We start from the raw sequence: 5189 nt of genomic DNA, 5'->3' as shown, positions 1-5189 counted from the left end.
GCGCGGCGGGCGATCGACTGGATCTCGCCACGATTGATGCCGAGATCGGCAAGCTGGCGGTTCGACAGACGGCCAAGCTCGTTCACCGTCTCGCGATAAGCGCGCCAGTTACGGTAAGTGCGGAGCAAGTTCATTTTAGTTCTCTTTTCGGTTCGGACAGGTGGGTCCAGTGGACCCGGTTTCGGTTAGATGGCTATACGCGCGACGAAGTGGATGTCGCTGCGGGTGATGACAAGGTCGGTCAGTTCACGGTTCGACAGGCGGCTCAGCTCGGAGACAGTCTCACGGTAGCGGCGCCAGTTGCGGTAATTGCGGATCAGGTTCATCTTCGTTTCCCTTCGTCTTCTTTTCTCTTCTGTGTACGGGGCGTARATAGGATGCCCTTGCCCAAAATTGAAGCGCTATGCTCGCATGGCAGCAATGCGTTTTGTGCATTGCAGCATTAATGGGCATTAAGCCTTCGGTCATAATTGTGACCGAATCTGAAATTCGCCATAATGACAACGCCTTGGGCCTGATATCGGCGGCTGTGGCAGAGGGATGCGACTTATGGCGAGCTATGCCACCAAGGTGAAGAGCGACATGGCGCGCTGGGTCGACAGCGGGCTCCTCGACCGCGCGACTGCAGACGTGCTTGTCCGCGATGTCGAAGCAAACGAACGCAACGGTCTCAACTTCGGTTCGATCCTGGCGATCATGGCGGCACTTCTGTTTGCTGCCGCGATCCTCATTCTCGTTGCCGCCAATTGGGAGGCGATCCCGCGCGTTGCGCGCGTCGGCGCTTTGTTTGCTGTCATCTTTGCCGGTTATGTCGGCGGCGCCGTCCTCAAAGAACGCGGCCATGGCGGTTTCGCCGAAGCCCTATGGCTGATCGCGGCTGCGGCCTTTGGCGGTTCGATCGCGCTGATCGGCCAGATGTATCATTTCTCCGGTGACGAAGCCGTGGCCATCGTCACCTGGTGCGTCGGCACGGCGATTGCGGCTGCCGCGCTCCGCTCCAACGCCTTGACGGTGGCGGCCGTCGGCATCGCGGATGCCTGGCTAGCGCTCAAGGGCTTCGAGATCTTCCGCCGCGAGGCATTGCCGCATTTCTTCGTCGCGTTCATGGCGGTGTTCTGGGTGCTGTCGTTGTGGACGCAAAGCCGTGCCGCCCGACATCTCATTGTGCTTTCTCTCATCTTCTATGCGGTATTGCTCGGCATTCACTACGACACGCTTGAGGTGGGACTGGTGCTCTCGCTGGTGTCCGCAGCCCTGCTGGCCGTTGCCGCACTGGCGCCCGCACTGTCCGAACGCCTCGTCCAGCTTGGCGGCCGGCTGCCGCTGCATGCCCTGATCGGCTTCCTGACCGGCATGGCCATGGTGCAAGTCGACCGGTTCGACGAGCAGGGCTTTGTCATTGCCGCAGCCGGGGCGCTGGCCGTCATTGCAGCAGCAATCATCCTCCTTGGGCGCGAGAGCCGAGCCTTGCGCTGGATCGCCTATCTCGGTTTCGCCTTCGAACTGGCGATTGTCTACCTGGTCACGGTTGGCTCGATGCTCGGCACCGCAGGCTTCTTCTTCGCAGCCGCAATAATTCTCGCCGGCCTCGCCTATACGATCATCCGCATCGAACGGCGGATGAAGCCCCAGCCGACTCAAGGAGCAGCATGATGCCTCGCTACAAGCTCGTCATCGCTGCAGTCCTGCTCGCATTGGCGCAGATCGGTTTCCTCGGCTGGATGATCGCTGGCCGTGCCACAATCCTTCGCCACGGCAAGGAAGTGTTGCTCAAGGTCGAACCGGTCGACCCGCGCGACCTGCTGCGCGGTGACTATGTCCGGCTGGGCTATGACATCTCGCGCATTGAGGTGGAGAAAATCGCCAACCTGCCCCAGGGGGAGCTGGCGACGGCCGAAGGGCCTATTGTCGTGCGCTTGAAGAAGGATGCCGATGGTTATTGGCGCGCAACCTCGGCTTGGCTGGGAACTGCGGCGACACAAGCTGGCGCAGACGAAGTCGACATAGTGGGACACGTTTCCGATGGCTGGAGCCTGACGCCAGGTTCGACCATCAGCGTCGACTACGGCATCGAGCGCTACTATGTGCCGGAAGGCGAGGGGCTGGCGATCGAGGAGGAGATGCGCAAGCGCAACTTTGGCGCTGAGCCCGCGTTGCGCAGCTTCGGCATCAAGGTCGCGATTGCCAAAGACGGCAGCGGCCAGATCAAGGCGCTGATGGACGGCGACACCATGCTTTTCCAAGAGCCGCTTTACTGAAGCGGCCCACAGGGCAGCAGCCAATCGCTAGAGCAGGCTTGCCCTCACGGCTGCTTCGACTGCAGTAGGGCCGAACCACTGGGCAGCCGTTTCGCGGGCGCGGAGCCGACGTGCCTCGCGCCGAACCGGGTCCGTGTACAGGGCCGCTGCACGGGCGGCCAGCTCCTCGTCGGACTCGGCAAAGTCGATGTCGACGCCGTCGATCAGTTCGAGGCCCTCGGCGGCAAGCCGCGTTGCCACTACCGGCAGCCCCCATGCCATCGCTTCAAGAATTTTCAGGCGCGTGCCGCCGCCGGTCATCAGAGGCACGATGGTCAGGTGGGCGCGGCGGTAAAGTTCAGACAGGTCGTCCGGATTGGCGATCAACTCGACATCGGGCAGCGCGGCGAGATCGTTCAGCGCGCGGTTGGGGCTGCGCCCGGCGACGATCAGCTTCGCGCCGCCCAGTGTCGCTTGCAGCCTGGGCAGGATCTGCGTTGCCAGCCGACGTGCCGCCTCGATGTTCGGCGCATAGTTGAGGTGGCCGATAAACAGCAGGGTCGGCTGGTCGTTGATCATAGCGGGCTGGCTGACCAGCGTTTCGGGGATGAGCTCGAAGCGGGGAATTCCATTGGGAATCACATCCGCGATGGTGCGGCCACCGGATAGGCCGCGCAGTCTTTCTCGATCCTGTTTGGAACAGACCCAGACTCTGTCGACCATGCGAAGCGACTTCAATTCCATGTCGCGCATGCGCCTGACCTGGCGTGTTTTCTTGGAGAACAGCCCGGCCAGCCAACTCGTTTTCGGCATCATTTGCCGGGCCAGGTCCGACTCGATGTTGTGCATATCGAGCACAAGCGTTGGCGCCATCGGCCGCAGGTGCTCGATCAGGGCAAACAGCGGGATGCCTTCGACGACGATGGTATCCGGCCTGAAGTCGCGCGCTGCTTCAAGCAGCCGGGCAAGCGCCACCTGTGGGATGCGCGTGTCGATCGGGGTCTGGCGCCTGGCAAGGCGCGGGGACGTTGCCGCCTCAGCGGCGTTGGCCAGTGCCAAGGTCGTTATTCTACTGTCGTTGAGATTCGCGGGCAAAGGTGGTTGGTGGACCGAGGCAACGAGCACATCGCCCAACCCGGCAAGCGCCTGGGCATTTTGCCAGTTGCGCAATTCCGCGCCTGATATGGGCGGCCACGCGGCATCGGTGGCGACAAGCAAGGTACGCCGCGAAGAGGGACAGCTATTTGCGTCGCTGATTGCGGCTTTGAGATTTTCTGCTTGGTGCACGGCTGAATCACTCTCGATACGAGGTTTCAATGTCCGCCGGGCAGAGCGTCTTTGGTGCGGATGATAGGAGTCGAACCTACACGCCTCTCGGCACTGGAACCTAAATCCAGGGCGTCTACCAGTTCCGCCACATCCGCATGGATCGCCAATCCCACGCTGCCATCATTCTGTCAATCTCACAGCTGAAACCAGCTCACCTGGGAGAAACGGCGAAGATAGTTGAAAATTGGCCTCGCCTGTGACAAAAGGCCTGTCGAATGAGATAGGACGCAAGTACCCGTCGCTGCAGGATGCGATAAGAAGTCGAAATAACAACAGCTTATCGAAATCCTCGGGTGACGGCGGAGCAAACGACCGCAAATGGCGGATCCGGATACCGATTTGCGAACTTGAAGCCACCCCCGGCAAACGAATTCCGGCAGGCTGAACGGCAGGACGCCGTCCACCCGCGCCATACGTGAAAACAAAGGTTTGATGATGCAGGTCACCGAAACGCTCAACTCCGGCCTCAAGCGCGAGATCAAGGTCTYGGTTCCTGCCGGCGACATGGAAGCCCGACTCGTCAAGCGGCTTTCGGATGCCAAGAACAAGGTCCGCATCAATGGCTTCCGCCCAGGCAAGGTGCCGATGCAGCACCTGCGCAAGGTCTACGGCAAGTCGTTCATGGCCGAAGTCGTCAACGAGATCCTGACCGATTCCGCCCGCACGATCATTTCCGAGCGTGGCGAAAAGGCTGCGATGCAGCCTGACGTGACGATGACGGAAGACGAGAAGGAAGCCGAGAAGATCCTCGCTGGCGGTTCCGACTTCGAGTTCTCGCTGAGCTACGAAGTCATCCCGGCGATCGAGATCAAGGACTTTGCCGACATCAAGGTGTCGCGTCCGGTCTATGACGTTCCGGAAAGCGAAATCGACGAGCAGGTCAACCGCGTTGCCGAATCGGCTCGCTCCTACGAGCCCAAGACCGGCAAGGCCGCTGAAGGCGATCGCGTCACGATCGACTATGTCGGCAAGATCGACGGCGTCGCTTTCGACGGCGGCACGGGTGGCGACCAGCCGCTGGTGCTCGGCTCCAAGGAGTTCATCCCCGGCTTCGAAGACCAGCTGATTGGCGCCAAGGTCGGCGACGAGAAGCTCGTCACCGTCACCTTCCCGGAAAACTACCAGGCTGCCCATCTGGCCGGCAAGGAAGCGACCTTCGACGTCACCGTCAAGGAAATCGCTGCCCCGGGCAAGCTCGAGGTCAATGACGAAACCGCCAAGAACCTCGGCCTTGAGTCGCTCGAGAAGCTGCGCGACATCGTTCGTGGCCAGATCGAGAATCAGTTCGGCGCCATGACGCGCCAGAAGGTCAAGCGCCAGCTGCTCGACCAGCTCGACGGCTCCTACAAGTTCGAGGCKCCCTCGAAGCTCGTCGAAGCCGAGTTCAACAACATCTGGAGCCAGGTCACCCGYGATCTSGAARYYGCYGGCCGCASCTTCGCCGACGAAGAGACGACGGAAGAAGARGCMCGCGCCGAATACCAGCGCCTGGCCGAGCGCCGCGTGCGCTTGGGTCTGGTTCTCGCYGAGATCGGCGAGAAGGCYGGCGTSACGGTTTCCGACGAAGAGCTGCAGCGCGGCCTGTTCGACACGGTTCGCCGCTACCCGGGCAGCCAGCAGCAG

At 61.4% G+C, this 5189-nt stretch carries 6 protein-coding genes and 1 tRNA gene; 3 read left to right on the top strand and 4 right to left on the bottom strand.

Annotation, left to right across the window (positions count from 1 at the left end):
* Together AC1DWF_RS30045 and AC1DWF_RS30040 are read right to left on the bottom strand one after the other, a co-directional pair.
* A partial coding sequence (locus AC1DWF_RS30045) for a DUF1127 domain-containing protein (protein WP_476842422.1) occupies nucleotides 1-134 on the bottom strand: 134 nt, incomplete at its 3' end.
* A gap of 51 nt (nucleotides 135-185) precedes the next feature.
* A complete protein-coding gene (locus AC1DWF_RS30040) occupies nucleotides 186-326 on the bottom strand; it encodes a YjiS-like domain-containing protein (protein WP_476842420.1) in 141 nt (46 codons plus the stop codon).
* A 223-nt stretch (nucleotides 327-549) separates the two neighbouring features.
* Here AC1DWF_RS30040 and AC1DWF_RS30035 point away from each other — a divergent pair, with 223 nt between their 5' ends.
* Both AC1DWF_RS30035 and AC1DWF_RS30030 read left to right on the top strand, forming a co-directional pair.
* Nucleotides 550-1653 (top strand): DUF2157 domain-containing protein, encoded by a 1104-nt coding sequence (locus tag AC1DWF_RS30035; protein ID WP_476787713.1) that lies wholly within the window; start codon nucleotides 550-552, stop codon nucleotides 1651-1653.
* Complete coding sequence (locus AC1DWF_RS30030; protein ID WP_476786853.1) at nucleotides 1650-2258, top strand: GDYXXLXY domain-containing protein; 609 nt, start codon at nucleotides 1650-1652, stop codon at nucleotides 2256-2258. The genes AC1DWF_RS30035 and AC1DWF_RS30030 overlap by 4 nt, the downstream gene beginning before the upstream one ends.
* Nucleotides 2259-2285: 27 nt before the next feature.
* On the opposite strand, the gene AC1DWF_RS30025 is transcribed toward AC1DWF_RS30030, so the two are convergent.
* Both AC1DWF_RS30025 and AC1DWF_RS30020 read right to left on the bottom strand, forming a co-directional pair.
* Nucleotides 2286-3455, bottom strand: a complete 1170-nt coding sequence (locus AC1DWF_RS30025) for a glycosyltransferase (protein WP_476786854.1) — start codon at nucleotides 3453-3455, stop codon at nucleotides 2286-2288.
* A 121-nt stretch (nucleotides 3456-3576) separates the two neighbouring features.
* A tRNA-Leu gene (locus AC1DWF_RS30020) sits at nucleotides 3577-3661 on the bottom strand.
* 340 nt (nucleotides 3662-4001) lie between these two features.
* Here AC1DWF_RS30020 and tig point away from each other — a divergent pair.
* A partial coding sequence (gene tig / locus AC1DWF_RS30015; protein WP_476842421.1) for a trigger factor occupies nucleotides 4002-5189 on the top strand: 1188 nt, incomplete at its 3' end.

It is taken from the genome of Aminobacter sp. P4_D5 (genome assembly GCF_056401815.1).
This window is presented reverse-complemented; position numbering and strand designations above follow the sequence as displayed.

What these genes read in the sequence shown, in the direction of transcription:
- AC1DWF_RS30040 (WP_476842420.1), bottom strand. Translation starts at nt 326, where the DNA reads ATGAACCTGATCCGCAATTACCGCAACTGGCGCCGCTACCGTGAGACT.
- AC1DWF_RS30035 (WP_476787713.1), top strand. Translation starts at nt 550, where the DNA reads ATGGCGAGCTATGCCACCAAGGTGAAGAGCGACATGGCGCGCTGGGTC.
- AC1DWF_RS30030 (WP_476786853.1), top strand. Translation starts at nt 1,650, where the DNA reads ATGATGCCTCGCTACAAGCTCGTCATCGCTGCAGTCCTGCTCGCATTG.